The organism is Nonomuraea sp. NPDC049309 (genome assembly GCF_043196965.1).
GTDB lineage: Bacteria > Actinomycetota > Actinomycetes > Streptosporangiales > Streptosporangiaceae > Nonomuraea > Nonomuraea fastidiosa.
Genome location: NZ_JBICSH010000001.1, coordinates 911,613 through 936,079, shown reverse-complemented (window position 1 = coordinate 936,079; position 24,467 = coordinate 911,613). Strand labels below are relative to the sequence as shown.

The window sequence follows — 24,467 nt, the reverse complement described above, 5'->3', positions numbered from 1 at the left end:
TTAGCGGAATATACCTCCTTGCCCGGTTCGGTGTGTTCTCGGCCCCCGCGATCAGCGCAGCTCGGCGGCGGCGAAGTCGCGGAAGGAGCGCGGCGGGCGGCCGGTGACGCGCTCCACCGTGTCGGTGACCCGGTCCTCGGAGCCGGTGCTGATGTCGGTGTCCAGCGCGGCCAGCAGCTCCGCGTACGCGCGCGGCATGCCGGCGGCGGCGAAGTGTGCGGCGAGCTCGTCCTGGCCGACCGGGCGGTGGCGCAGCGGGCCCGCGCCCAGCTCGGTGAGCAGCGCGGCCACGTCGTCGTAGCTCAGCGCCTCGGGGCCGGTGATCACGTGCTCGGTGTTGTGCGGCTCGGGGTCGGTCAGCGCGTGCCCGGCCACGGCCGCGATGTCGCCCGCGTCCACGAACGCCGCCCGGCCCGCGCCGGTCGCGGAGATCAGCTCGCCGTCGCGGCGGCGCAGCGCGATGGCCCGGCCGGCGAAGTTCTGCATGAACCACGAGGGCCGCAGCACCGCCCACTCCGGCAGCATCGTCCGGACCAGCTCGTACAGCGCGGCCGCCCCGGGCGTGCGCTCGGGGCGCGCCGACGTGCCGAGCAGCACCGCGCGCCGCACGCCCTGGCGTACCGCCTCGTGCAGGAACGGCTCCACCAGCGGGGCCGGCTCGGGAACCGCCGGGGGCGGCAGGATGTAGACGGCGCGCGCACCGGACAGCGCGGGCGCGTGGGTCTCCGGCTCCGTCCAGTCGAAGCGCACGAACCCCGGCCGGTCGGCCTTGCGGGCCGCGGGCCGCACCGGCACGCCGCGCTCGCGCAGGAAGGACGTCAGCCGCGAGCCGGTCGTGCCGGTCGCGCCGATCACCAGGACCTCGCTCATGCCGCACCCCCGCTGAACGCCTCCGGCCCGCCCAGCGACCTGGCGGCCTGCAGCGGGTTCCAGTAGTCGCGGTAGTGGCGGATCTCGCCGTCCCGCACGGTGATGATCGCGACGTACTCCATCCGGTACGGCTCCCCGCTGCGCGGCACGATCCCGGCCAGCTCCAGCTCCACGACCACCACCTCCGGGTTCTCGGTCCGGTGGATCACCTTACGGGCGACCTCCCGCACGTCGTAGATCTGGGGATAGTCGCGCAGGTACTCCCTGATGGCCTCGCGCCCCTCCAGCTTGCGCGGGTATCCCGGAGGCGCGAACGGGAACTCGATCGCGCCGTCTTCCGCCCACAGGTCCGCGAAACCCGACATGTCCTTGGCCAGCAGCAGCTCGATGCCGCGCTCGACCAGCTCGGCAGCGTTCATTTCTGATCCTCTCAGCGTCAGGACGATACGGTACCGTCCCGTCGGTGAATATAGACGGAACGGTCCCGTATCGTCCAATCGGTAAACTGCGGAGCCATGAGCCGCCGCACTCCCACCGGCGCAGCCGTGCTGCAGCCCCAGGTCACCGAGGCCATCACCGAGGCCGTGCTGGACGAGCTGGCCGAGCACGGCTACGCCAGGCTGTCGATGGAGGGCGTCGCCAAACGGGCCGGGGTCGGCAAGAGCGCGCTGTATCGCCGCTGGAAGTCCAAGCAGGAGATGGCGATGGCGGTGATCCGCGACTACAGCATCGCCATGATCAAGGTCTCCGACACCGGCACACTCCGCGGCGACCTGCGCGCGTCCCTGGAGGCCGTGGCCCGGTGGCTCACCCACCCGCGCTTCGCGAGCATCCTGCCCGACCTCGTGGCCGAGATGGCCCGCAACCCCGAGCTGGGCGAGGTCGTCGGGCTGCTGGTGGGGGAGCCGAAGCGGGAGCGCACGGCCGAGATCTTCCGGCGCGCGATCGCGCGCGGCGAGCTGCCCGAGGACACCGACATCGAGCTCGCCCTCGACCTGATCGCCGCACCGGTCTACTGGCGGCTGGCCGTACGCGCCGCCGAGGCCGGCCCGTCCTATCTCGACGACCTCACCGACACGCTGTTGCGTGCCCTGCGGGCCACCCCGTCTGAGGGTCGTGGATGACATGAATGACATGGACGACGCGGATGACGCGGATGACGCGGATAGCGTATCCGGTTGTAAGGTGGGGCACATGCCCGCCACACCGCTGAGGAAAGACGCCGCCCGCAACCGCCGGCAGATCCTCCAGACGGCCAGAGCCATGCTCGACGCGGGCGCCACCCTGCAGCTCAACGCCGTCGCCCGGGAGGCCGACGTCGGCGTGGGCACCGTCTACCGGCACTTCCCGACCCCCGAGGCGCTGCTCGCCGCGCTCGCCGAGCAGCGGTTCGAGGAGCTGATCGACGAGGTCAGGCGGGCCACCGCAGCGCCCGACGTCCGCGCCGCCCTGCGCGACATCCTGGAGCACGGGCTCACCGCCTACCTCGAGGACAAGGCGTTCGCCGCCGAAGCGCTCGGCCCCGCGCCCACCACAGAACGCACCCGCGAGCTGCGCGACGAGCTGGCCGGGCTGCTCCGCGACCTGCTGTCCCGCGCCGTCTCCGACGGCGTCATGCGGCCCGGCATCGACGCGCTCGACCTGCTCGTGCTGATCTGCGGGATCGCGTACGCCGTCAACCACACCCCGCACCCCGGCGACCCGGGCGTCGCCTCCCGCTACCTGAACGCGTTGCTGAACGGCGTCCTGATCGACAACGGCGGCGTCGCCGAAGGGGCGGCAGACGACGGCCGCGATATCTCCAAGGGGCGCGCCGTCTCCAAGAGGCACGCCGTCTCCAAGGGGCGCGCCGGCGACGGTGGCCGCGTTGATGAAGGACCCGCCGGCGGCGGCGCGAACGGGGCCGCTTCGTCACGTGCTTGATCGTCCAGCGGGCGCCGCATAGCCTGCCCGTGCCGATCATCCCCGACGTCAGGGAGCCAGCAGGCATGACGATCATGACAAAGGCGGCGTTACTCTCCACGCTGGCCGCGCTCGGCACGACGCTCGCGGCACCTGCGACGCACGCCCGCCCGGCCGCCGTCGCCTGCCCCGAGGTCTTCGGCCACGGCGGCTACCCCACCGGGCCGAACCCCTGGGACCGTGACCAGATCCGCCAGCCCAACCACGCCCGCGGCATCGACGACCAGAAGGCGTGGGGCGCCGACGGGGTCGAAGGGGACGTTCAGGTCACCAAGCAGGGCACCAAGGCCGTGATGTGGCACAACACCACGACCAACGGCCTGACCGGCACCAGGAAGAACATCACCGACCTGTGGTGGGCCGCCGGCAGCGACAACCTGCGCGACCGCAGCATCACGCGCGGGCCCTACAAGGGACAGAAGGTGCACACGCTACGGCAGTGGCTGGACCACGTGAAGTCGCGGGGCATGATCGCGCTGCTGGAGATCAAGCCGGAGGCCCGGCCCGTGCTGTCCGACCCGACGTACGGGGCACAGGCGTGGAAGGAGGTCTCCGACCCGATCAAGGAGCGCCAGGCGTCGATGCGCATCCTCGTCTACTCCAACGACTCCTGGATCCAGTCCGAGCTCGCCAAGCGCCACCCTGGACTGCTCAAGGGCTCCCAGGCCCGCTGGACCGACAGCGTCGGCTGGGAGGAACCGCCGCCGTCCTGGACCGGCAACACCGCCCGCTGGACGGAGGTGCTGGCCCAGGCGCCGAAGAGCGTGATGACGAACTACACGAAGGAGTACCGCGCCTGGCTCCAGGGCAAGTGCATCTGACCCCCGATGACCCGGCCCCCGACTCGCCGCTGTCGCAGGCGCCCGCCCCCGTTCCGGGCGCCTGGTCCTGCCGGGCGTTCCGTCGCTGATCGCCGGTGAGCGGGCGAGGCGCCTCCCGGCCGTCCCTCGCCGGGGCGATCGGCGGGCGGCCCGGTGGGTGGATCTCGGAACCGGCCCGTCGAGCTGGCGGCGGGGCGGCTTCAGGCGGGGGATGCGGCGCGTTCCAGGACTTCCAGGATGGTCGCGGTGAGCAGGGTGACCTTGTAGGCGTTGCGGGCGGTCGGGGTGCAGCGGGCGGCGGCGAGCCCGGCGGCGGTCTCGAAGGGCCGGCCGGCGAGCACCGCGTCCTCGACCTCGCCGAGCCGCAGCGGCACCCGGGCGACGCCGCCGACCGCCACGGCGGCGGCCGTCACCTTCGACCCGTCCATGACCAGGCGGGCGGCCGCCTCCACCAGCGGCCACTCGGCCTCGGCGCGCGTGATGGCGCGGCGGTACGCGCCGCGTTCCCCGGCCACCGGGGGCGGCAGGTGCACGGAGGTGAGCAGCTCGCCGGGGCCGAGCAGGTGGTCGCGGGTGGGGTCCGAGCCGTCGCCGTACAACCCGGCGATCGGAAACGGGTCCCTGCCGGGCACCTCCACGACCGCGTCGTACGCCAGCAGCGCCATCGCCAGGGACGACGGGTGGGGTGCCAGGCAGGGGCCGGTGTCGATGACGGCGGCGTACAGGGTCTGTCCTGCGCGGGCGGGGCAGGAGTCGCCGCCGTCCTGGTGGCAGGTGAAGGCGGGGTTGCGGTAGTACGCGCAGCGGTTGCGCTGCAGCAGGTTGCCGCCGACGGTGGCCACCGCTCGGATCTGCGGGGTGGCCAGCCCGCTTGCGGTCAGCGCCAGCGCCGGGTACGCCGCGCGCAGCCGTTCATCGCGGGCCACCTCGGCGACGGTGGTCAGCGCGCCGATGCGGGCGGAGCCGTCCGGCTGCCAGGTGATGCCCGATATTGCGGGTGCGTCGCGCAGGCCGGCCAGGTCCACGAACGGCCCGGCCACGCGCCGGCTCATCAGGTCGGTGCCGCCCGCGCGCGGCACGCCGTGCCGGGCGGCCTGGAGGAGATCGGTGGAGACGGTCAACGTCTGGTCCCTTCGGGATGCGGAACGGATCGGAAGCGTGGAGCCGCCGCCCCTGGCACAGGTCCTGCGGGGCGAGGGCGGCCGGCGCACAGGGGGCCGGGGCGGCCTTCGAGAGGGGAACGTTCGCCCGGGAGCGGGCGGAGAGGTCACCGGGAGAGGCCCTGAAGGACGCGGTCCGGGCGGATCGGGAGGTCGCGGGGCCGCCAGCCCGTCGCGTTGTACACGGCGTTGGCCACCGAGGCGGCCACCCCGACCGTGGAGACCTCGCCGAGCCCGACGCCGCCCCCGTTGACGTGGTCCCACCCCTCCTGGTGGAAGTACAGGGTGATCTCCGGTACGTCGCCGATGACGGGGATGCGGTAGTCCTCCAGATTCGAGGTGAGGATGGTGCCGGTGACGGGGTCGGTGAGGCGTTCCTCGTACAGGGCGTACCCGATGCCCTGGATGATGCCGCCCTCGCACTGGTTGCGCGCGGGCTTTTCCGCATAGATGCGCCCGGCCGTGATGCCGCCCCAGACGCTGAGCGGCCTGACCGTGCCGAACCTGGTGTCCACCTCGACCTCGGTGACGTGCACCGCGCCGCTGAACCCGCGCCCGACCGCCATGCCGTTCAGCGGGAACGGCGTCACGTAGCCGCCCCGGTCGCGCCCCCGCTTGCCGACGACCTTGGCGCCGGGCTTGATGCCCTGGGCGAGCAGGCGGCGGGCGGCGTCCCGGGCGGCCGGGGCCACCGAGGTGGTGCTGCGGCTGCCCAGCGAGGGCGGGCCGGGCGGCGCCGAGGAGGTGCCGATCTCGACGCGGATCCGCTCGGCGGGCAGGCCCAGCTCCTCCCGCAGGACGCCGGCGATGACGCTGCGCACGCCGGTCCCGATGTCCTGGGTGGCGGTGCGGGCCACGACCACGTCCTCCACGACCTCCAGCTCGACCTGGGTCGCCGGGGTGATCGCGTAGATCCAGTTCGCCATGGCCACGCCGACCCCGCGCCGGAACCGTCCGGTCTGCGACCCGCTGCGCGGCCGGTCGCGCCAGACGGGCAGCCGCAGCGCCCGCTCGTAGAGCGCGTGCCGCTTGGAGTTGCCGTCCCAGCGGCGGCGCAGCACGATCGGGTCCACGTCGAGGCGGTGCGCCATCTCGTCCACGGCCTGCTCCAGCGCCCACAGCACCGGCGGGGCGCCGGGTCCCCTGAAGGGCGTGCCGGGCGGCTCGTTGGTGACGACGTCGTAGTCGCGCAGCCGCCGGGGCGCGGTGCCGTACACGAAGCGGGCCAGCGCCGCGGACATCCCTCCGATGGCGACGCCGCCGCGGCCGCGCACGTCCACGGCGAGCGCGGCGAGCTTCCCGTCCCGATCGGCCAGGAGCGCGATGTTCGTGGTGCTGCCGGGCCGGCCGCCCGCGTCGGTCAGCTCTTCCGCGCGGCTGAACACCACGCGTACGGGCGCGCCGCAGGCCCGCGCCAGCTCGGCCGCCGCGATCGCCTCCACGGTGATGCCGGACTTGGCGCCGAACCCGCCGCCCACGTGCTCGGCGACGACGTGCACCCGGCTCGGGTCGAGCTTCCAGCGCTTGGCGGCCTGCTCGGCGGCGATGGCCACCGTCTGGGTGGACAGGTGCAGGTGGAGGTCGCCGTGCTCGTCCCACCTGGCCACGCAGGCGTGCGGCTCCAGCGGCGTGTGCACCTGCACGGCGGTGCTGAACGTGCCCGTCACCAGCAGCGGATCGCCGCGCCGCCGGGCCGCGTCGATCAGCTCGGCCGCCTTGCCCGCCCGCTTGCTCAGCCCGCTGAACGGCCCGCGCAGGTTGCCGTTCCATGCGCCGGGCACCAGTACGCCCTCGCTGGAGCTGGGCGCGTTCTTCCTGCTCCGCTCGTCGTAGACCGGCGGGGCGTCCGGGTCGTCATCGAGCGCGGCGGGCAGCGGCTCGTACCCGATCCGCGCGTTCGCGGCGATCGCCTCGGCCTCCGTGCGGGTCGCGGCGGCGACGGCGGCGATCGGCTGCCCGGCGTAACGGACGATCCGGTCCTCCGGCAGCAGGTCCACGACGGGGGAGCCGTCCACCTCCACCGAGGTGACCCGCGCGTGGGCCCGCGCCGAGCGGATGATCACCCCTTCGCGCATGCCGTCCAGCCGGACGTCCGTCGTGTAGCGGGCGCGTCCGGTGATCTTCTCCATGGCCTCGACCCTGGCGGGCGTGACGTCACCGCCGTCGTGCTCGCCCCGGCAGGCCGCCGCGACCGCCTCGTAGATGCCCCCGTACGCGCCGCACCGGCACAGATGGCCGGCCAGGGCCGCGGCGATCTCCTCCCTGGGCGGCTCGACGTCGCCGTGCGCGGCCCGCCAGGCGTCCACGAAGGCGGCCGCCTCCACCACGAAGCCGGGCGTGCAGTATCCGCACTGCAGGCCGTCGTGGGCGGCGAAGGCCCGCTGGACGGGATGGTCGAGTCCTTCCGCGGTGGTCAGGGCGCGTCCCTCCACCGCCGCGGCCGGCAGCAGGCAGGCGGCCTGCGGGGTGCCGTCGACCGCGATCGTGCACGCCCCGCACACGCCCGTACGGCAGACGGCCTTGGTCCCGGTCAGGCCCAGGCCGTCGCGCAGGACGTCCACCACAGGGTCGTCGCGTCCGGCGGCCACCTCGTGCGGCTCGCCGTTCACCGTGATTTTCATGGCTCTCCTGCTGACACTGTCAACATCGGGGTATGTGGACAGTGTCAACAACGATGCTGACGTTGTCAACACCGAAGGTCGTGAGAGAGTTAGGGCATGATCGACGGCACCAGGTCCCGGCTGATAGAGAGCGCGCTGACGTTGCTGCGCGAGCAGGGGCTCGAAGGCGTGACGCTGCGCGCGGTCGGCGAGCTGGCCGGGTTGTCGCGCATGGCCCCCTACCGCCACTTCGCCGACAAGACGGCGCTGCTCGCGGCGGTCGCCGCGCGCATCATGACCGACATCGCCGCCCGCATCACCGCCGCGGTGCTCTCGCAGGGCAGCCAGGAGGAGCGGTTGCGCGCCTTCTACCGCAGCTATGTCGACTACGCCGTGGAACACCCCGAGGAGTACCGGCTGGTGTTCTCGTCGATGTTCGTCGCCGGACGGCATCCCGAGGTGGAGCGGGCCATCGACGAGATCCTGTCCGCGCTGAGCGTCGACATCGACGGCTCGGGCCCCCGCCACAAGGCCGCGCTCGCGGCCCTGCTGGCCAGCGCGCACGGAGTGGCGGAGCTGGTCACGGTGAGCGACTTCACGCACAAGGGGATCAGTACGGACGACATCATCGACGTGATGGTCAGCCGCGCCGCCCGCCCCTGACCCCCTCTGCTACCAGCGGGACAGGCCGATCATCCCGAGGGCGTCGGCGACCTCGACCGTCCCATGGCCGGGGGCGCTCCGGCAGCGGCGGGAGCCCGTCCAGGGCGACGTGGCGGTTGCCGCTCATGATCCAGAGCCGGATCGTCCATATCGCCCGTGCCCGGGGTGACGTGGTCGTTCACCCGTCGAGCAGCCGCCCTCGATCGCGACGCACCGGCGGCCCTCCTGCTCGACGAGCCGCGCGAACGGCTCACCGTGGGTCGGCTCGTCCAGGGCGGGCAGGCGCGGCCGGGACGGCAGCGGGCTCATGAGCGCGGCATCCTTTGAGACTTTCAGGCGGTGATCGCCGCGTGCGCGTACGCCCAGAGCCGGTCCGTCGCGTCCGGGTCCACCGACCACGACGCCACACCCGTCATCACCTCGGGCCCGCCCCGGACCACCTCGGCCTCCTGGTCGCCGGAGAAATACCGGCCGGTCACGCCCTTCACCAGCGGAGATCCGGCGAGCAGCACCGAGGTGGCGGCCCCCTGCTCCGGCGTCTTGAAGCAGCCGGGCGTCAACAGGCGGCCCTGCTCGTCCATCGCGCCCATGGCCCGCATCGTCGCCGCGTCCACGTGCCGCTGAAGGTTCGTGTGGACATAGCCGGGTTCGAGGGCGTTGGCGGTGATGTCGTCACCCGCCCAGCGCCGCGCCGACCGCGAGCAGCACCCCGGCCGTCTTCGACTGCGCGTACGCCGCCCACGGGTCGTACGGGCGCCGCTCGAAATGCGGATCGTCGAAGTCGAACGGCTCCCGCAGCTGCGCGCCTGAGCCGACCACGACCACCCGCGCGTCTCCGGCCTGCCGCAGGTTCTCGCGCAGAGCCGTGACCAGGGCGAAGTGGCCGAGGAAGTTCGTGGCGAGCCGCAGCTCCCGGCCCTTCGCCGCGATCTGGCGGGTGGGCAGCGCCATGACACCGGCGTTGGCGACGACCGCGTGCAGCGGGCCGCTCCAGGAGGCGGCGAACGCGCGTACGGAACCGAGATCGCTGAGATCGAGCCGCCGCTCGCCGGCGGCCGGGTTGCGGGTGGCGACCGTGACGTCCGCCCCGGCACCCCGCAGAGCGCGTACGGTCTCCAGCCCGATCCCGGACGCTCCGCCGGTCACGATCATCCGTCGGCCGGTCACATCGACGCCTTCGAGCACTTCGGCGGTAGTGCTCCTGGCCGTGTGACGGGCCTCGCCCCGCGCGACTGCCGCAGGGCCGCCGCTCCGCCGACCGGCGGCGGGTAGAGTAGGAGGAACGGTCCGGGGCCGTGCCGCCGCCCACCACCAGTGAGCGAGGCAAGGCCCCGGCCAGGCTCCTCACCGGGGATGCGAGCCGCGCAGGTGCTCCCCGAACCGGCAGCCGTACACGACGCCCGGCGACGGGTCGGCCGGCAGCCGCAGCTGCTCGATGACGTGCTCCAGCCGGGTGACGGCGTCGATGGCGCGGCCGAGCAGCGCGTCCAGATCGACCTGGTCGGGGTGTAGCCTGGCCTCCTCCAGCTCCACGCGCAGTGCGGTGACCGGCGTGCGCAGCGCGTGCCCGGCGTCCGCGCCCAGCCGGCGCATCTCCTCCGACAGGGGGCGGTCGCGTACGTACGGCCCCGGCGGCGCCGTCATGCACATCTCGCTGACTCCCTCTCCGTCTGCAGGCCCTCCCTTCCATGTTCGACGCCAGAGGGCCCTCGACGGGGCGCGTGAGCTGGCCCTGCGCAGACTAGGACCGGCGGTACCACCCACGCGGGCCCACCGAGGCCGGGCGGCGCGGCCCGCCGGAGGGCGTTGCGGCGCGGGCACGCCTCAGTCGTGCGGCGCCCCCGCCGGGGGCTGTGACGATCCGGGCCGCGCCGGAGGCCGGGCGGCGCGGCCCGCCGGGAGGCGTTGCGGTGCGGGCGTGCCGGGGCGGATCGGTCCCCAGGCGCGCCGCCCCGGTCTCACGCCGCGGGGGCGTTGCGGACGGTGACGTTCAGCCGGTTCCACGCGTTGATCTGGGCGGTCGCCACCACCAGCACGGCAAGCTGCTCCTCGTCGTACACGTCGGCCGCGGCGTCCCACACGTCGTCCGGCACGCCCTCCGGGTTGTCGGCCAGCCTGGTCGCCGCCTCGGCGAGGGCCAGCGCGGCGCGTTCCTCGTCGGTGAAGAACGGGGCGTCCCGCCACGCGGCGAGCGCGTGCAGCTTCCGCTCGGGCACGCCCGCCTCCTTGGCCTCCTTGGCGTGCATGTCCACGCAGAAGGCGCAGCCGTTGATCTGGCTGACCCTCAGCCGCAGCAGATCGAGCGTGGTGCGGGGCACCGGGCCCGCGTTCAGGTACGCCTCCACCGCGTACATGCCCTTCAGACCTTCGGCCGCGGGGCGCTTGACGTCCATGCGCATGATGTCGCCACTCCTTTTGTCGATAACTTGGGTATTTGATATCCAGAATTAGACGAAACGAAAGGCCTCGAGAGGGCCGCTCGCCGTCAGGACCTGCGGCGGGCGAACCACTCGCGCGTGGCCTTGGGCGTGCCGGGGGAGGCGCGCTCCACCTTCGCCTTGATGTCGGCCAAGGTCTGGCCCGCCAGCTCCCTGCGCCAGGCCAGCTCGGCCTGCCGCATCGCCTGCGAGATGAAGCACGACTTGCGATAGTCGACGTCGTCCCGCCCCTCGGGCCCGTTGCGCAGCACCTGCTCGCAGCGGAACGCATCCCCGGGACCCTCGATCGCCGTCACCACGTCGAGCAGCGTGATCCGCTCGAGCGGGCGGGCCAGCCTGAACCCGCCGCGCGGGCCCGGCGTCGAGGTGAGGATGCCTGCCCGCGCCAGCGCCTGAAGCTGCTTGTTCAGGTACGCCGGTGGCAGGTCGTAGAACGCCGCCAGCCGTGCCGCGGTCATCGCCTCGTCCGAGTCGAGCCAGGCGAGGTTGAGGCAACTGTGCATCGCCCACTCCACGCCTTCGCTCATCCTCATGAATCTGGATACTAGACCTCCAGGATTGCGTCTGGCAACCCTGGACGTCGCGTCGCGGGCGCTCGTCTGCCACCAGGGGTCCGGACGGCAAGGTGGGCGGGGGCGCCGTCGATGAGGGTGAGGTGAGCGGGGACGCCGTCGATGACGGCGAACGGGCGAGTCCCGGTGACGTGAGGCACCCCGTGCGGCCCCGAGCGGGCGTTGCAGCTCGGGGGCCCTGCGGCGCCCTCGGCCAGGTGCCGTCGAGCGCCCCCTTCGCAGCCGTGCCTCTCCAGCGTCAGGGCGTGGCCGGTGAGGGCCGGGGAGCGACGGCGAGGATACTCGGCTGTCGCCGTTCCGGACGGTGCGGTGAGTGAGCGGCCCGAGGACGGTGACCGGGCGGACCGTAACCGAGGCGGCTGCAGCGCGGGGCCGTTGTGGCGGCGAGATGCGGGCGGGGCGCGGCCGACAAGCCGGGAGGGGTGGGCGGCGGGGATGCGGGCGGGGCGGTAGGAGGGGCGGGGTGCGAGGGCGCGGTCGACAAGCCGGGAGAAGTGGTGGCCGGAGCGCGGGTCAGGTGGGGTGGGTGGGTGGGGCGAGCCAGAGGCCGACGAGGGCGTCGATGAGGCCGGTCGCGGCGTCGTGCCAGCTCGCCCGGGGTGTGGCCGCGCCCCGCGCCAGGGCGCGTTCGCGCTCCGCGCAGGTGTGCAGGATGAGCTGGCGCGTCATCGCGCCGCGCTCGTCCTGGACGGCGGCGGGCAGGCCGGGCAGACAGCGGGTGAACCCCTCGACGGCCCGGCGCAGGGACGGCGACGTGCGGTTCTCCTCGTCGAGGATCTCGCAGAGCGCAGGGTCGGTGCCCACCTGGGCGAGGAAGCGGGCGTACCAGGTGGGGGAGCCGAGCGCGGCGAGGTGTTCGGTGACCGGGCGCACCATGCACGAGACCCAGGCGCGTACGTCGCCCGACCTCTCGGCGGCGGTCACCATGCGGGCGCGCAGCTCCTCGATGGGCTCGGCGTGCCGGCGCACGATCGCTCTGACGAGGTCGGCCTTGCCGCCGAAGTGGTAGCCGACGGCCGCGGTGTTGCCCTGCCCGGCGGCCTCGCTGATGCGCCGGTTGGACGCGGCGCACACGCCGTACTCGGCGAACAGCCGTTCGGCCGCCGTGAGGATCTGCTCGCGGGTCACGCCGACGCGCTCGGCCCGGATGGTCCTGCTCATCATCATCACCGCACCGGAACTGCTCGCTTGCCCTGCGCCCGACGTCCGGCGTCATGATTCCAGTCGCGGGCGGCTTCGCCAAATTCCGCTGCGGTTACCAAGGGCGCAACGAGCCGGAAATATCGATCTTGGTAACTTAACTCAAGCGGTTGAATTAATTCGTGCTCCACGACGCGCTGCCGTCTCCCTCGCCACCGAACCGGAGGCCTCCGTATGACCAACCCGTCCGCCGGCGCGGCCGGTCCGCCACGGGCGTCCACGTTCGTCGTGGTGCTCGCCTTCAGCGGGATCGCGGTGTCGCTGATGCAGACCCTGGTGATCCCGCTGGTGCCCGAGCTGCCCGCGCTGCTCGGCGCCCCGGCGGGCGACACCGCCTGGGCGGTCACGGCGACGCTGCTGGCCAGCGCCGCGGCCACGCCGGTGATGGGACGGCTCGGCGACATGTACGGCAAGCGCCGCATGCTGCTGTTGAGCCTGGTCATGCTGGTCGCCGGCTCGGTCATGTGTGGGCTGAGCGATTCGCTGCCGCCCATGATCGCCGGACGTGCGCTGCAGGGCCTCGCCTCGGGCGTCATCCCGCTCGGCATCAGCATCATGCGTGACGAGCTGCCTCCCGCGCGGCTCGGTTCGGCGATCGCGTCCATGAGCTCCTCGCTCGGCGTGGGCGGCGCGCTCGGCCTGCCCGCCGCCGCGCTGCTCGCCGAGAACTTCGACTGGCACATGCTGTTCTGGACCGCCGCGGTGCTGGGCGCCGTCGCGTTCGTGCTGGTGGTGACGCTCGTGCCGGAGTCGGCGGTACGCAGCGGCGGCCGTTTCGACCTGGTCGGCGCCATGGGGCTGTCGGCCGCCCTGGTGGCCCTGCTGCTGGCCATCTCCAAGGGCTCCGACTGGGGCTGGACGGACGCGCTGACGATCGGCCTGTTCGCCGGGGCGGTCGTGGTGCTGGCGCTGTGGGGCTGGTGGGAGCTGCGCACCCGCGAACCGATGGTGGACCTGCGCACCACCGCGCGCCGCCAGGTGCTGCTGACGAACCTCGCCTCGATCATGCTCGGCTTCTCGATGTTCGCGATGTCGCTGGTGCTGCCGCAGATCCTGCAGCTGCCCGAGGCCACCGGCTACGGGCTCGGCCGGTCGATGCTGGTGGCCGGCCTGGTGATGGCGCCGTCGGGCCTGGTCATGCTGCTGCTCTCGCCGGTCGCGGCCCGGGTGACGGCCGCCCGCGGACCCAAGCTGACGCTGATGATCGGCGCGCTCATCGTGGCCGGCGGCTACGGGCTCAACATCGTGCTCATGTCGGAGGTCTGGCACCTCGTGCTGGTCTCGGTCGTCATCGGCGCCGGCATCGGTTTCTCGTACGCGTCCATGCCCGCCCTGGTGATGGCCGCCGTGCCGGTCGGCGAGACGGCCGCGGCCAACAGCCTCAACACGCTCATGCGCGCCATCGGCACCTCCGTCTCCAGCGCCGTGGCGGGGGCCGTCCTGGCGGGGATGACGATCAGGTTCGGGCCCGCCGAGCTGCCGTCGGACGACGGCTTCCGCGTGGTGCTCGCCATCGGCGGCGGCGCGGCGCTGCTGGCGTTCCTGATCGCGTTCTTCCTGCCCCGCCGTACGCGATCCGCCGCGCCGGCCGCGCACGGCGGGCCGCACCACCACGCCTCGCACGGAGACACGCCCCGGCACGCCGCACCCGCCCCGCACGGCGGCCCTGCCTAGCCTGCGGCTCCGCCCTCATCGCGGCCCGCGGCGGCCTCATCGGCGACTACTGGCGCTCGGCCGGCGGTCAGGGCAGCGCCTACGGCTGTCCGATCAGCGAGGAGCGCGGTCACGTGGACAAGCGCGGGCCGCCGGCCGTCAGGATCGGTCGCCGGACGGCTCGGCCAGGGTGACCGTCGACTCGTGCTCGACCAGCGGACGGATGACGGCCCGCTCGTTCGGCGAGTCGTTCGGCTGGTGCAGGGTGAGGGCGAGCGAGCCGTCGCGCAGCCGCACGATCATGCCGTGGCCGCCGTCCTCCGCCCACAGCGGCCGCTCCTCCTGCGTCCACGGCCCGGTCACCTGCCCGCTCTCGGAGTGGGCGATGCCCATCGCGTAGCCCTTCTCGCCGTAACTGGACCACAGCATCAGCAGGTGGCCGCTGGACAGCCGGAACAGGAACGGGCCGTCCGTGACGTACGACGGGAACTTCGCATCGCGCGTGGACGGGCGGTCGAGCGGCCTGACCCAGGGCGCGTCGGAGGCGTTGAACAGGAAGACCGGCGTGCCGGCCGTCTCGCGCAGGTCGGCGCTGAGGCGCTGCGCCCACATGGCGCCGTCGTGCACCTGCTGCCACTCCTGGCAGTAGACGATCCAGGGATCGCCCGCCTCGTCCACGAACAGCGTGCCGTCGAGGCACTGCCACTTGCGCGGGGTGACCGCGCCGTCGCTCCACGGCTGGAACGGCCCCTGCGGCGTGTCGGACACCAGCACCTGTGTGCCCCGGTAGCCGTCGGGCGCGGTGAACGTGGCGAACATGTGGTAGCGGCCGCCGTACGCGTGGACCTCCGGCGCCCAGAACCGGCCCTCGCTCCAGAACTTCGCGGGCGGGCGGAACGCCGGGAACGGCCCCTCCCATGTGCGCAGGTCCTCGCTGCGGTAGGTGTCGAAGCCCACGCCCGGGCCCGACCAGATGTCGGGGTCGGTGCTGCCGTACAGCCAGTAGGCGGAGCCTGCGCTGAGCAGGAACGGGTCGCGGATCTGGATCTCGTCGAGTGTCACGTCCTGGCGCACCGGCCGCTCCTTCGGCCGCGCGGGCTCGGGCGGGCCGTCGAAGAAGTCGCGCAGGTGCGCGAGCACCACGTCGGGGCGCTCCTCGGCCAGGAAGTGACCGCACTCGGGGATGACCGTGCCGCGCACGTCACGCGCGTATCTGCGCCAGATGTCGAGCACCGGCAGCGTGCCCAGCAGGCCCGCGGAACCCCACAGCGCCAGCACCGGCATCTCCAGCCGCCGGCCCGCCCGCCAGTCGGCCTCGTCGTGCTCGGCGTCGTCGGGGAACGAGGCGCGGTAGTCGTCGAAGCCCGCACGCAGCGCGCCCGGCCGCTCGAACGCCCTGACGTACTCATCGACGTCGAGCCCGGCCCGGTGCACCGTCCACTTGTCGAAGAAGTAGCCGAGGTAGCCGCGCACGTCGTGGCCCGCCAGCAGCTCCGGCAGGTCGGGCTGCAGGTGGAACGTCCAGTGCCAGGTGCCGCGCGCCACGCCGGTCTTCATGTCGAAACGCGCCCACATCTCCCTGGTCGGCACGATGTCCATGACCACCAGGCGCTCCACCTCGCCGGGGTGGTCGAGCGCGTAGCGATGGGCGACCCGCGCGCCGCGGTCGTGGCCCACCAGGGTCACCGTCGTGTGGCCGAGCGAGCGCACGAGCGCGCGGACGTCGGCCGCCATCGTGCGCTTGTCATAGCCGCTCGTGGGTTTGTCCGTCAGGCCGTAGCCGCGCAGGTCGGGCGCCACGACCGTGAACCGCTTCGCCAGCTCCGGCATGATCCGCCGCCAGCAGTGGCCGGTCTGCGGCCACCCGTGCAGCAGCACCAGCAGCGGGCCGTCGCCCTCGATGAGGTAGTGCATGCGCAAGCCGTCGAGAATCGCCGTGCGGGACTCAGCCATCGATGCCTCCTTGATGCGATGACAACCTCCGGCATATCACCCGGCACCGACAGTGGATCACTGGCCGGCACGATGACCGACGTATGGATGCCCAGGAGCCCCGGCCCTGTTACCGCGCGACCATTGGCTCCACCGACGAGTGGACGTGCGGCGGCGAGGCGTATCCGATGACCGTGTGGCGCCGGTCGCCGCAGTCGATGACGGACGCGTTCATCGGCGTGGGCTTCGCCTGGCCGCCATCACCGAGCCGAAGGGCGACTCGCCGGCCCGCGACAGGTTCCCCGATGAGGAGTCGTTCCAGAAGTTCGCGAACGCGCTGCGCTTCCTCTGCTTCGTCGCCGAGGTCCCGGCCTGAGCGGAAGGGGCGTTCGCCGGGTCCTGGTGAGCCGAGGCAAGGAGTGCTCCGGCTGCTTTCCCCACAGCCGGAGCACTCCTTGTGGGGTGGGCAATCGATCCCTGCCCGTCAACCTACCCGTGTCGCCCCAAATCTATGCATATGTCCGTTTTGTGCGTCCCGTGTCTGGACTGCCCACCCCGTTCCCGGGCAGTGATCCGGCATGACACGACAGGACGAAAGCGCCACGCTGCCCCCGGCCGTCGGCAAGGTGAACGGGGAGAGCGACACGATCGCCAAGCGGGCCGGCATCGAGCTGAGAGCCAGCCGCCGCCCCATCCCGGCCGAACCCATCGATCCACCGCCCGACCTCGAGCAGAAGGTCGAGGACGAGCGGCGCGAGGCGCGGACCGACGACGGGGAGATCCGTCCTGACGCCGAACCCACCGACTGACCCGCTTCGGCCCAGCGGCTTTGAGACGGGGACCGGCGGCCCGCCGGGCGTTCCCGGCAGAGGCCGGCGCCCGGCGGGGCCGGTATCGCGACGGCGAGCATGCCGAGGCCGGCGGCGGGACGGGTATCTACGGCCCGGCCGCGACGGCGTCAGTCCTCCTTCAGGCGTTCGAAGACGAGCTGGGCGCGGCGGGTCGCGCGGACGCCGTACACCCGCGCGATCAGCTCGGCGGTGAGCACCTCGCCGGGCGGGCCGCCGGCGACGATGCGGCCCGCGTTCATGACGTAGAGGCGGTCGCAGAACGCGGCGGCCTGGTTGAGGTCGTGCAGCACGGCCAGGGTCGCGATGCCCAGCTCGCGCACCAGGTGCAGGAGTTCGAGCTGGTGGCGGATGTCGAGGTGGGAGGTGGGCTCGTCGAGCAGGAGCAGCCGGGTGTCCTGGGCGAGCGCGCGGGCCAGCAGCACGCGCTGCTTCTCGCCGCCGGACAGCGTGGCGAAGATCCGCCCGGCGGCGCCGGACATGCCGACCCGGTCGAGCGCCCGCCCGCACAGCTCCGCGTCCACGGCCGAGTCCGCCCGGTACGGCGTGCGCCCCATCCGGACGATCTCCGCCACCGTGAAGTCCAGGTCGGCCGGCGTCTCCTGGGCGACGACCGCGGTCCTGCGGGCCGCCTCGCGCGCGGGCAGCCGGTGCACGTCGTCGCCGTCCACGCTGATCAGCCCCGCAGAGGGCCGCAACGCGCGGTAGATCGAGCGCAGCAGCGTGGACTTGCCGCACCCGTTCGGCCCGACCAGCGCGACGAACTCGCCGTCACCCACCTCCAGTGCGGCGTCGTACACGATCGGGGTGCCCTCGGCCGCGACGGACACGCCGTTCAGCCGCAGCCTCACGTGACGCTCACCGCCCGCTCCGCGGACCTGCGGCGCAGCAGCCACAGGAAGAACGGCACCCCGAACAGCGCCGTCACGATGCTGAGCGCCAGCTCCTGCGGCGCGTTGACGGTGCGCGCGGCGACGTCCACAAGCTGCAGGAACACCGCGCCGAGCAGCGCCGTCACGGGCAGCACCCGGCGGTGGTCGGCACCGACGAGCAGCCGGGCGGCGTGCGGCACGATCAGTCCGACGAACGCGATCGCGCCGCTCGTGGCCACCAGCACGCCCACCAGCAGGGAGGTCAGCACGAACAGCGTCAGGCGGAAGCGGGCGACGTTCACGCCGAGCGACACGGCCGTCTCCTCGCCGGCGGCCAGCGCGTTCAGCGGGCGGTGCTGCGTCAGCAGGTACGCCACCCCGCACGCCAGCACGGCGGCCGGCACCGGCAGCAGGTGCCAGCGAGCCCCGCCGAGGCTGCCCATCAGCCAGAACAGCACCTGCTGCGCCGCCCGCCCGCTCTGGGCGAGCTGCAGCACGAAGGAGTACGCCGCCTGGAACAGGTACGCCAGCGCCACCCCGGCGAGCACCAGCCGCGACGGCGTGAGCCGCCCCGACTTCTGCGCGAGCAGGTAGACCAGGCCGAGCGCGAGCAGCGAGCCGGCGAACGCGGCGGCCGACATCGACAGCCCGCCGAGCGCCGAGGCGCCCAGGATGGCCACCAGCACCGCGCCGAACGACGCCCCGGAGGAGATGCCGAGCAGGAACGGGTCGGCCAGCGGGTTGCGTACGAGCGCCTGGAGCACCGCGCCCACCACGGCGAGCCCGGCGCCGACGAGCAGCGCCAGCAGCGCGCGCGGCAGCCGGAACTCCCACACGATCTGCTCCTGGACGGGCGTCCACGTGCGGGGGAGCGCACCCGGGACGAGCCTGTCGACCACGATGCCCCACACCTGCCCCGGTGCCACCCGCACCGCGCCGATGCTCACCGCCAGCCAGGTCGAGGCGACGATGGAGAGCGCGAGCATGGCCACGAGCACGGCGAACCGGCTCGCGCGCCGCCCGCCCGCGACGGGATCACGCGGAGGGGTCATCGGCCGAACGCGTCCGGGTGCAGGAACCTGGCGATGTCGGTGACGGCCAGGATGTTGCGATAGCCGGGATGCTGCGCCGCGACCGGCAGCGCGAGCCACCGCCCGGCCTTGGCCGCCGGGCTGTTCCTCGCGATCGCGAACGCCTCCTCCGCCTTGGCCCGCGAGCTCGGCATGTCCTTGCCGCGCAGCGTGGCGTAGTCGCTGACCAGCAGCGCCTCCGGCTGCGACGCGCTCACCCGTTCGGCGCTGACCTCGGTGTAGTCGGCCTTGACGTCCTTGAGCACGTTGACGCCGCCCGCCAGCTCGATCATCTGGTTCGTGATGCCCGCGCCTCCGTAGGCGTTGACGGGGCCCTTGCCGCCGTCCGTGGCGAGCACCGTGACCGGCGTGCGGCCCTCGACCCGCTTCTTCACGTCCGCGAGCCGCTCTCGCAGGTCGGCGATCAGCTTCTCGGCCCGGTCGGAGACGCCGAAGATCTTGCCGAGGTTCCGCAGGTCGGTGAACGTGTCGTCGATGGTGAACCGCAGCACCTCCTCGGGGCTGCACCAGCCGCCCAGGATGTAGACGGGGCTGCCGGCCGCGTCCAGCTCCTCCACGGTCGCGTAGCCGCCGGCCGCCTCGAAGCTCGCCATGCTGTTGTCCAGCACGAAATCCGCGCCCTGGGCGAGCATGACCTCCTTCTGCGGCAGCATGATCGTGTCGGAGATCTGCGGGATCCTGTCGTACTGCTCCTTCTGGCCGGGCAGGAACGCGCTCTCCCCGAAGGACGTGCGCCCCGCCACCCGGTCGCCCAGCCCGAGCGCGAGCAGCGTCTCCAGCGACGGGTGGTAGCCGGTCACCACCTTGGACGGCGGGCGGTCGAAGGTGAGCGTGCGGCCGCAGTTCTCCACCGTGACGGGGAAGCCGGCCGCCGTCGCCCGCTCCCGAGGCTCGGGGGCGGCGGGCGCCTGCCCGCAGGCGGCGGTGAGCGCCAGGGCCGCCACCAGGGCGAGCAGCCTCCTCATGAGCCGGACACCGCCTGCGGGTCGCGGGAGGGGGAGTCGGGGGCGGTACGCGGCGGGCGGCTCATGCGGCGAGTCTCCGGTGGTCGTGCGAGATCGTCTGACGGGACCACATTCTGCACAAGTCTCTTAGTTGCGAGCAACTTGCAACTACTGAAGGCCGGCTGTGCTGCCGCCTCGCGAAGACGCGAAGAGGCCCGGCGGGACAGGAGGAACCCGCCGGGCCGAGAGCCGGATCGCGGAAGGAAGGAGCAGCCCGCCGGGCCGAAGGACCCCGCAGGCGACCCAGGGGGGCGCGACGCCCGTGCGGGGCGGCGTCAGTCCCGGAGCAGCGGCAGGAGCTGCTCGCCCTGGCGCTTGATCTCCGGCAGGTACGGCGTGTCGGACAGGATGAAGTGCGTGATGCCGAGCGCCTGGTAGCGGCGCAGGGCCTTGGCGACGTCCTCGGGCGAGCCGACGAGCCACGTGGTGCCGGCTCCGCCGCCGCCGTACCTGCCGGGCGCGGTGTAGAGGTTGTCGTCGAGCACCTCGCCGCGGGCGGCCAGGTCGAGCAGGCGCTGCTGGCCGACGGCGGTGTGCCGGTTGGGGTCGCGGAAGTTGTCGTCCCGCGCCATCTTGGCGACCTTGGCCTCGGCGTCGGCCCACGCCTGCTCGGTGGTGTCGCGGACGAACGTGGTCACCCGCAGCCCGAACTCCAGCGGCGGCAGCTCCCTGCCGAGGCGTTCGCTGAGCGTCTTGAGCCGGTCGATGCGCTCGGCGATCCCGTCGAGCGGCTCGCCCCAGAAGAGCTGCACGTCGGCGTCCGTCGCGGCCACCCGCTCGGCCGCTTCGGACGCGCCGCCGAAGTAGAGCCTCGGGTGGCGGCGCTCGCCCCTGACGACCGGGCGCGGCCGGACGGTGGAGCCGGTGACCTGGAAGTGCTCGCCGTGGAAGGTGACGTCCTCCTCGGTCCACAGCCGCCGCACGATCTGCAGGAACTCGCGGGTACGGGCGTAGCGCTGCGCCTGGTCGCCCTCGCTGTCGCCGTACGCGGCGAGGTTGTCCTTGCCGGAGACGATGTTGACCAGCACCCGCCCGCCGGTCAGGTGGTCGAGGGTGGCGGCGGCGGAGGCGAACTTGGCGGGATGCCAGTAGCCGGGCCGTACGGCGATCAGCGGCCGGAACGTCGTCGTGCGCGCGGCCAGGGCCGTGGCGACGGTGAAGGTGTCGGGGCGCCCCCAGCCGGTGCCGATGAGCGCCCCCTCCCAGCCGTGCTTCTCCAGTGCCAGGGCGTGGCCGGTGAGGGTCTCCAGGCTGTTGTGGCCCTCCACGACGTCGTCGCCGCGGTGGCCTGGGTCGTTCTGGTTCGGGATGTACCAGAGGAACTCGGAGCTCATCGGTGCGTCTTCCTGTTCCGGTCGGCGACAATAACCCAGTGTTCGGGTAGGAAAAGCATAAAATACGGATGGGCCGCCACGGAAGCGTCCGAGACAAACTCTCAGCGCACTCAGAGCCGAGCAGGTGGCGCCGGCCCCCGATGTGCTCGCGCGAGCCGCGGGTTCGCCGCCCAGGCCCCCGCACGGCGGACGGTCAGGCGGGGGTGCGGCCCCCGGCGCGGGGGAGGGGAGGAGGCGAGGAGGACGGGGACGCCGGGCGGGCGGGGGTGAGGACGAAGCCGCTGGCCGGACGGGCGGGCATGCGGCGCAGGGAGATGGTCAGGTTCTGGGGCGGCACCTCATAGTCCAGCCTGGCCAGGCGGGGCGTGAGGGCGCGCAGCAGCGCCATGGTGAGCGCTTCGCCGGGGCAGCGGTGGCCGCCGTGTACGTCGCCGCCGCCCTGGGGGATGAGGTCGTGCGGGCCCGGGGCGGCGCCGAGGAAGCGGCGGGGGTCGAACGTGTACGGGTCGCGCCAGTACCTCGGGTCGTGGTGCTGGCCGTACACGTCCAGCAGAATCAGCGACCCGCGGGGGATGTGCGTGCCGCGCCAGTCGAGGTCGCGCGCGGCCCGGCCGCCGAGCAGCGGCGCGAACGGGTAGAAGCGCCGCAGCTCGTGCGCGAACGCCTCGGCGAACTCCTGGTCGCCGCTCGCCAGCCGGGCACGATGCTCCGGCCAGCGGTACAGGGCGTGCGCCGCGTACGTGACGAGCCACGAGACCACCACGGTCGGCCGGAGCACGTTGAGCAGCTCCACGGCCGCCACGCGCGGGCGCAGCGGCCGGCCGCCGGCGTCGCGGTGCACGGCCACCACCTCGAAGGCGGAGTCGGGCGGCGCCTGCTCGCAGCCGTTGCGCAGGTCGCGGACCAGCCGCTCCAGCCAGGCTTCGCGGCGCATCCGCGCCTGCCTGGCCCGCCAGTGGCGGGGCCCGGCGGTGCCGAGGCCGTCCACCATCGCGACCAGGTCGGCGGCCAGCCCCGGCAGGTCCGTATCGTCCACGGCCAGGCCGGTCCACTCGCACACGGCCCTGGTCAGCACCAGGGCGCTCTCGTCGAACAGCACCACCGGCCGCCCCTGCCAGGACGCCACCGCGAGATCCCATTCGGTGGTGACGTGCGCGACCAGCGCGGCCACGGCGGGCCCGCTGAACAGCGAGGTGAACATCGCCTTGCGCGCCCGGTGCGTGGCGCCGTCCAGGCCGTGGACCGAGCCGTGGCCGAACAGCGTGCTCTTGACCGGGCCGGGCAGCGCGGCCCGCCGCCGCACGTTGTCCTCGTCGTAGAAGAACCGCGCGGCGTCGGGACCGCACAGGGCGGTCGCCCGCCGGCCGAGCACGCGGGTGCGCACCACGTCGCCGGCCGCCCGCCTGCGCAGATCGGGGAGCCAGGCGTATCCCTTGAGCAACAACATCAGCGTCTGGTCCACAACAGGCATGCGGCGCGTCTGCCCAGAGCGGCGGCTCGTAAACGGGCGGGAGATCAGGTCATGAGTCCATGGTCTCGGCCAGCGACCTGGGCCGCAGGTCCGTCCAGTGGGTCTCGATGTACTCCAGGCAGGCGGCGCGGGTGGTCTCGGGCAGCACGACGGTCCACCCGGCGGGCACCGGCGCGAACGACGGCCACAGCGAGTGCTGGTTCTCCGGGTTGACCAGCACCAGGAAGCGGCCGTCGGCGTCGTCGAAGGGGTTGGTCATGCTCGTTCCTCTCTACGGGTGTCACCTGGCGACGGCCAGGCGGTAGGTGTCGTCGCGGGTCAGCAGGTCACGGTGCGCGCCCTCGGCGGCGACGGCGCCGCCGTCCAGGACGAGGACGCGGTCGGCCGCGTCCAGCAGCGCCGGGCTGCCGGTGATCACGACCGTGGTACGGCCGCGCCGCAGCGCGGCCAGGTTGCGGGCGATGAGCTGCTCGGTGACCGCGTCCACGGCCGTGGTCGGGTCGTGCAGCACGAGGACGGCGGGGTCGGTGGCGAGCGCGCGGGCCAGCGACAGGCGCTGGCGCTGCCCGCCGGACAGGTTCGCGCCGCGGTCGCGTACGGGATGGTCGAGCCCTTCGGCGTGCAGGGCGACGACGTCGGTCAGCATGGACGCCTCCACCGCGGCCGCGACGTCGCGGCCGGCGCCCGACGGGTCGATGTTGCTGCGCAGTGTGCCGGCGAAGATCTCCGCGTCGTACGGGTTCACCAGCAGGTGCTCGCGCAGCCCGGTGATCGACAGTTCCCGGATGTCCCGGCCGCCGATCCGCACCGCGCCCTCGTACGCGCCGGGCGGCACGCGCGCCGCGAGGACGGCGACGAGGTCGGCCGCCGCGCGCTGGTCGTAGGCGGCGATCGCCACGAAGGAACCGGCGGGCACGCGGAACGTCAGCCCTTCGAGCGCCCCGTAGCGCAGGCCGTCCACCTCCAGGTCGCCGTCAGACGGCGGATGCCCGGAGCCGGGCGCCGCCACCGGCGGCGCGGCCATCACCAGCGCCAGCCGGTCGGCCGACGCCCGCGCGACCGTCACGTACTTGGGCATCTCGGAGAACAGCTTGAGCGGCTCCATGACGAACTGCGCCAGCCCCACCGCCATGACCAGCTCTCCGATGGAGATCTCCCCCGACAGCGCCAGCCGGCCCGCCGTCAGCGTCACGGCGGCGGCGAGCAGCGTGTTGAGCGCGAGCGCGGTCCCCGCGTACGCGCCCCCGGCCCTGGCGACGGTGACCGCCTGGTCGCGGGCGTGCGCGCTGACCTTCCGGTACGACAGGAACGCCGCGTGCCCGCCGCCGAAGCCGTGCAGCGGGCGCAGGCCGCTGATCAGGTCGGCGACCTTCGCGCCCGCCCGGGCCACCCTCGCCTGCTGCTCGCGGGTGCCGGCGCCGATGCGCCGCGACAGCACGCTCAGCGCCGCCAGGATGGCCACCGTGCCGGCGATCACCAGCAGGCCGAGCGGCGGGCTCGCCATGCCCAGCGCCACCGCCGCTACCACGACCGCGACCAGCGAGCTGATCAGCAGCGGCACCACCTCGATGATGTCGGCGGTCTGGTCGGCGTCCTCGGTGGCGATGGTCAGCACCTCGCCGGACTTGAGCCCGGTGTCCCTGGCCACCGGCTGCAGCGCGCAGGAGGCGACCCTGACCCGCCAGCGGTGCGCCTCGGTCGTGTTGGCCTTCTGCAGGATGCGCATCCCGAACCGCCACGACAGCGACACCGTCGTCACGATCACGGCGAGCGCGGCGATCGACAGGGCCAGCGCGCCCGGGCTGCGCTCCTGCAGCGTGTGCTCGACGATGACGCCGAGCGCGATCGGGAAGGCGGTCTCGGCCGCCTGGTACGTCCCCAGGAGAAGGGTGCCCGCCGCCATCGCGCCGGCGTTGCGGCGCAGCGCGGCGCGCAGCACGTCGGAGCCGGTGCGCACGGGAGTCTCGTCGGTCATG

26 protein-coding genes are annotated in these 24,467 nt (G+C 73.2%); 8 read left to right on the top strand and 18 right to left on the bottom strand.

What is annotated here, in order from left to right:
* Positions 1 to 51 precede the first annotated feature (51 nt).
* Complete coding sequence (locus ACGFIM_RS04460; protein ID WP_393194460.1) at positions 52 to 870, bottom strand: ergot alkaloid biosynthesis protein; 819 nt, start codon at positions 868 to 870, stop codon at positions 52 to 54.
* The gene (locus tag ACGFIM_RS04455; RefSeq protein ID WP_393194457.1) at positions 867 to 1,289 is read right to left on the bottom strand and encodes a nuclear transport factor 2 family protein; all 423 of its coding nucleotides are present in this window, start codon (positions 1,287 to 1,289) and stop codon (positions 867 to 869) included. The genes ACGFIM_RS04460 and ACGFIM_RS04455 overlap by 4 nt, the downstream gene beginning before the upstream one ends.
* Before the next feature lie 96 nt (positions 1,290 to 1,385).
* Between ACGFIM_RS04455 and ACGFIM_RS04450 the strand changes: the two genes are divergently transcribed.
* From ACGFIM_RS04450 to ACGFIM_RS04440, 3 genes are all read left to right on the top strand, one after another.
* Positions 1,386 to 1,994 carry a TetR/AcrR family transcriptional regulator gene (locus tag ACGFIM_RS04450; protein WP_393194454.1) on the top strand — a complete coding sequence of 203 codons (609 nt, stop codon included), beginning with the start codon at positions 1,386 to 1,388 and terminating at the stop codon, positions 1,992 to 1,994.
* 70 nt (positions 1,995 to 2,064) lie between these two features.
* Positions 2,065 to 2,793, top strand: a complete 729-nt coding sequence (locus ACGFIM_RS04445; protein ID WP_393194451.1) for a TetR/AcrR family transcriptional regulator — start codon at positions 2,065 to 2,067, stop codon at positions 2,791 to 2,793.
* A 65-nt stretch (positions 2,794 to 2,858) separates the two neighbouring features.
* Positions 2,859 to 3,653, top strand: a complete 795-nt coding sequence (locus ACGFIM_RS04440) for a glycerophosphodiester phosphodiesterase family protein (RefSeq protein ID WP_393194448.1) — start codon at positions 2,859 to 2,861, stop codon at positions 3,651 to 3,653.
* 200 nt (positions 3,654 to 3,853) lie between these two features.
* Here ACGFIM_RS04440 and ACGFIM_RS04435 read toward each other — a convergent pair whose 3' ends face one another.
* Together ACGFIM_RS04435 and ACGFIM_RS04430 are read right to left on the bottom strand one after the other, a co-directional pair.
* Positions 3,854 to 4,774 (bottom strand): FAD binding domain-containing protein, encoded by a 921-nt coding sequence (locus tag ACGFIM_RS04435; protein ID WP_393194445.1) that lies wholly within the window; start codon positions 4,772 to 4,774, stop codon positions 3,854 to 3,856.
* 146 nt (positions 4,775 to 4,920) lie between these two features.
* Entirely contained in the window at positions 4,921 to 7,434 is a 2,514-nt protein-coding gene (locus tag ACGFIM_RS04430; protein ID WP_393194442.1) for a molybdopterin-dependent oxidoreductase, read from the bottom strand.
* 96 nt (positions 7,435 to 7,530) lie between these two features.
* On the opposite strand from ACGFIM_RS04430, the gene ACGFIM_RS04425 reads away from it, so the two are divergent.
* Both ACGFIM_RS04425 and ACGFIM_RS04420 read left to right on the top strand, forming a co-directional pair.
* A complete protein-coding gene (locus ACGFIM_RS04425) occupies positions 7,531 to 8,076 on the top strand; it encodes a TetR/AcrR family transcriptional regulator (protein WP_393194439.1) in 546 nt (181 codons plus the stop codon).
* 156 nt (positions 8,077 to 8,232) lie between these two features.
* Positions 8,233 to 8,403, top strand: a complete 171-nt coding sequence (locus ACGFIM_RS04420) for a hypothetical protein (RefSeq protein ID WP_393194436.1) — start codon at positions 8,233 to 8,235, stop codon at positions 8,401 to 8,403.
* 5 nt (positions 8,404 to 8,408) lie between these two features.
* On the opposite strand, the gene ACGFIM_RS04415 is transcribed toward ACGFIM_RS04420, so the two are convergent.
* The 6 genes from ACGFIM_RS04415 to ACGFIM_RS04390 all read right to left on the bottom strand — a co-directional run bounded on the left by ACGFIM_RS04415 (position 8,409) and on the right by ACGFIM_RS04390 (position 12,250).
* The gene (locus tag ACGFIM_RS04415) at positions 8,409 to 8,690 is read right to left on the bottom strand and encodes a hypothetical protein (protein WP_393194433.1); all 282 of its coding nucleotides are present in this window, start codon (positions 8,688 to 8,690) and stop codon (positions 8,409 to 8,411) included.
* A 58-nt stretch (positions 8,691 to 8,748) separates the two neighbouring features.
* Positions 8,749 to 9,243 (bottom strand): SDR family NAD(P)-dependent oxidoreductase, encoded by a 495-nt coding sequence (locus tag ACGFIM_RS04410; RefSeq protein WP_393194430.1) that lies wholly within the window; start codon positions 9,241 to 9,243, stop codon positions 8,749 to 8,751.
* A gap of 177 nt (positions 9,244 to 9,420) precedes the next feature.
* Entirely contained in the window at positions 9,421 to 9,720 is a 300-nt protein-coding gene (locus ACGFIM_RS04405; protein WP_393194427.1) for a histidine kinase dimerization/phospho-acceptor domain-containing protein, read from the bottom strand.
* 314 nt (positions 9,721 to 10,034) lie between these two features.
* Positions 10,035 to 10,475 (bottom strand): carboxymuconolactone decarboxylase family protein, encoded by a 441-nt coding sequence (locus ACGFIM_RS04400; RefSeq protein ID WP_393194424.1) that lies wholly within the window; start codon positions 10,473 to 10,475, stop codon positions 10,035 to 10,037.
* Between the two features lie 86 nt (positions 10,476 to 10,561).
* Positions 10,562 to 11,047 (bottom strand): RrF2 family transcriptional regulator, encoded by a 486-nt coding sequence (locus tag ACGFIM_RS04395; protein WP_393194421.1) that lies wholly within the window; start codon positions 11,045 to 11,047, stop codon positions 10,562 to 10,564.
* 552 nt (positions 11,048 to 11,599) lie between these two features.
* Positions 11,600 to 12,250 (bottom strand): TetR/AcrR family transcriptional regulator, encoded by a 651-nt coding sequence (locus tag ACGFIM_RS04390; RefSeq protein WP_393199624.1) that lies wholly within the window; start codon positions 12,248 to 12,250, stop codon positions 11,600 to 11,602.
* A 210-nt stretch (positions 12,251 to 12,460) separates the two neighbouring features.
* On the opposite strand from ACGFIM_RS04390, the gene ACGFIM_RS04385 reads away from it, so the two are divergent.
* A complete protein-coding gene (locus tag ACGFIM_RS04385; RefSeq protein ID WP_393194418.1) occupies positions 12,461 to 13,960 on the top strand; it encodes an MFS transporter in 1,500 nt (499 codons plus the stop codon).
* A gap of 138 nt (positions 13,961 to 14,098) precedes the next feature.
* Here ACGFIM_RS04385 and ACGFIM_RS04380 read toward each other — a convergent pair whose 3' ends face one another.
* The gene (locus ACGFIM_RS04380; protein ID WP_393194415.1) at positions 14,099 to 15,892 is read right to left on the bottom strand and encodes an alpha/beta fold hydrolase; all 1,794 of its coding nucleotides are present in this window, start codon (positions 15,890 to 15,892) and stop codon (positions 14,099 to 14,101) included.
* A 175-nt stretch (positions 15,893 to 16,067) separates the two neighbouring features.
* On the opposite strand from ACGFIM_RS04380, the gene ACGFIM_RS04375 reads away from it, so the two are divergent.
* A complete protein-coding gene (locus ACGFIM_RS04375) occupies positions 16,068 to 16,247 on the top strand; it encodes a hypothetical protein (RefSeq protein ID WP_393194412.1) in 180 nt (59 codons plus the stop codon).
* Positions 16,248 to 16,449: 202 nt separating this feature from the next.
* Entirely contained in the window at positions 16,450 to 16,680 is a 231-nt protein-coding gene (locus ACGFIM_RS04370) for a hypothetical protein (protein ID WP_393194409.1), read from the top strand.
* Between the two features lie 149 nt (positions 16,681 to 16,829).
* Here ACGFIM_RS04370 and ACGFIM_RS04365 read toward each other — a convergent pair whose 3' ends face one another.
* The 7 genes from ACGFIM_RS04365 to ACGFIM_RS04335 form a co-directional block, all read right to left on the bottom strand.
* Complete coding sequence (locus ACGFIM_RS04365) at positions 16,830 to 17,570, bottom strand: ABC transporter ATP-binding protein (protein WP_393194406.1); 741 nt, start codon at positions 17,568 to 17,570, stop codon at positions 16,830 to 16,832.
* Positions 17,567 to 18,643, bottom strand: coding sequence for a FecCD family ABC transporter permease (locus ACGFIM_RS04360; protein WP_393194403.1), 1,077 nt, complete (start codon positions 18,641 to 18,643; stop codon positions 17,567 to 17,569). Before ACGFIM_RS04360 ends, ACGFIM_RS04365 begins: the two co-directional genes overlap by 4 nt.
* Positions 18,640 to 19,647 (bottom strand): ABC transporter substrate-binding protein, encoded by a 1,008-nt coding sequence (locus ACGFIM_RS04355; RefSeq protein WP_393194400.1) that lies wholly within the window; start codon positions 19,645 to 19,647, stop codon positions 18,640 to 18,642. Before ACGFIM_RS04355 ends, ACGFIM_RS04360 begins: the two co-directional genes overlap by 4 nt.
* A 314-nt stretch (positions 19,648 to 19,961) precedes the next feature.
* Positions 19,962 to 21,020, bottom strand: coding sequence for an LLM class flavin-dependent oxidoreductase (locus ACGFIM_RS04350; protein ID WP_393194397.1), 1,059 nt, complete (start codon positions 21,018 to 21,020; stop codon positions 19,962 to 19,964).
* Positions 21,021 to 21,213: 193 nt separating this feature from the next.
* Positions 21,214 to 22,491 carry a cytochrome P450 gene (locus tag ACGFIM_RS04345; RefSeq protein ID WP_393194394.1) on the bottom strand — a complete coding sequence of 426 codons (1,278 nt, stop codon included), beginning with the start codon at positions 22,489 to 22,491 and terminating at the stop codon, positions 21,214 to 21,216.
* 49 nt (positions 22,492 to 22,540) lie between these two features.
* Complete coding sequence (locus tag ACGFIM_RS04340; protein WP_393194391.1) at positions 22,541 to 22,750, bottom strand: MbtH family protein; 210 nt, start codon at positions 22,748 to 22,750, stop codon at positions 22,541 to 22,543.
* A gap of 21 nt (positions 22,751 to 22,771) precedes the next feature.
* Positions 22,772 to 24,466 carry an ABC transporter ATP-binding protein gene (locus ACGFIM_RS04335; RefSeq protein ID WP_393194388.1) on the bottom strand — a complete coding sequence of 565 codons (1,695 nt, stop codon included), beginning with the start codon at positions 24,464 to 24,466 and terminating at the stop codon, positions 22,772 to 22,774.
* Between the last annotated feature and the right edge of the window lies 1 nt (position 24,467).